Origin of the sequence: Dryocola boscaweniae (assembly GCF_025215095.1) — a bacterium.
In the GTDB taxonomy this organism is placed as follows: domain Bacteria; phylum Pseudomonadota; class Gammaproteobacteria; order Enterobacterales; family Enterobacteriaceae; genus Dryocola; species Dryocola boscaweniae.
The window spans coordinates 1-1,430 of record NZ_JALHAP010000052.1; the positions used below are offsets into that span (position 1 = coordinate 1).

The 1,430-nt window shown below is 56.2% G+C and carries 1 protein-coding gene; it reads left to right on the forward strand.

The window, feature by feature from the left end; genetic code table 11:
* Positions 1-85: 85 nt before the first annotated feature.
* Entirely contained in the window at positions 86-1,420 is a 1,335-nt protein-coding gene (locus tag MUA00_RS00295) for an IS4 family transposase (RefSeq protein WP_271121240.1), read from the forward strand.
* The last annotated feature ends 10 nt before the right edge of the window (positions 1,421-1,430 follow it).

Below are 1,430 nucleotides of genomic sequence, written 5' to 3' on the forward strand. Positions count from 1 at the left end.
GTAATGCCGATCAGTTAAGGATCGGTTGACCGATCCTGTGGCTGTGTAAGAATCCGGAAATGCTCACCCGTTTCCGGATTTTTTTATGCATATTGGACAGGCTCTTGATCTCGTTTCACGCTACGACTCTTTACGTAACCCACTGACTTCTCTGGGGGATTATCTCGATCCCGAACTTATATCCCGTTGCCTCGCTGAATCCGGCACTGTCACTCTGCGTAAACGCCGCCTGCCGCTGGAAATGATGGTCTGGTGCATCGTCGGCATGGCGCTCGAACGCAAAGAGCCACTCCATCAAATCGTTAACCGGCTGGATATCATGTTGCCGGGTGACCGTCCTTTCGTCGCGCCCAGCGCCGTTATTCAGGCCCGCCAGCGCCTGGGAAGCGAGGCCGTTCGCCGTGTGTTCTCGCAAACGGCGCGACTCTGGCACAGTGCCACGACACATCCCCACTGGTGTGGCCTGACGCTGCTGGCCGTCGATGGTGTCGTCTGGCGAACACCGGATACGCCGGAGAACGACGCGTCCTTCCCACGTCAGACGTATGCCGGTCAGCCCGGACTTTACCCTCAGGTCAAAATGGTCTGCCAGATGGAGCTGACCAGCCACCTGTTAACGGCCGCCGCCTTCGGCACGATGAAGGAAAGTGAATACACGCTGGCGGAGCAGCTGATAAACCAGACCGGTGATAACACACTGACATTGCTGGATAAAGGCTATTACTCGCTGGGGCTACTGAACGCCTGGCATCTGGCGGGAGAACACCGGCACTGGATGATCCCGCTGAAGAAAGGCGCTCAGTACGAGGAAATTCGGAAGCTGGGCAAAGGCGACCATCTGGTCACGCTGAGAACCAGCCCGCAGGCGCGGAAAAAATGGCCAGAGCTGGGAGAGGAAATGACGGCCCGGCTGTTAACCTTCACCCGGAAAGGAAAAGTGTGCCATCTGCTGACCTCGATGACGGATGCGATGCGTTATCCGGGGGGCGAGATGGCGGACCTGTACAGCCATCGGTGGGAAATCGAACTGGGTTACCGGGAAATCAAGCAAACCATGCAGCTGAGCCGGCTGACGCTGCGGAGTAAAAAGCCGGAGCTGGTGGAGCAGGAGTTGTGGGGCGTGCTGCTGGCGTACAATCTGGTGCGTTATCAGATGATAAAAATGGCGGGAACATTGAAGGGATACTGGCCAAATCAGCTGAGCTTCTCAGAATCGTGTGGGATGGTGATGCGGATGCTGATGACATTACAGGGTGCTTCACCGGGGCGTATCCCTGAACTGATGCGGGATATGGAGAGCATGGCGCAGATGGTGAAGCTACCGATAAGAAGGGAAAGAGCGTTCCCGAGAGTGGTGAAAGAGAGGCCCTGGAAATACCCAAAACCTCAGAAGAAAACAGCCAGTCAGTTGCTTAACTGACTGGCATTAC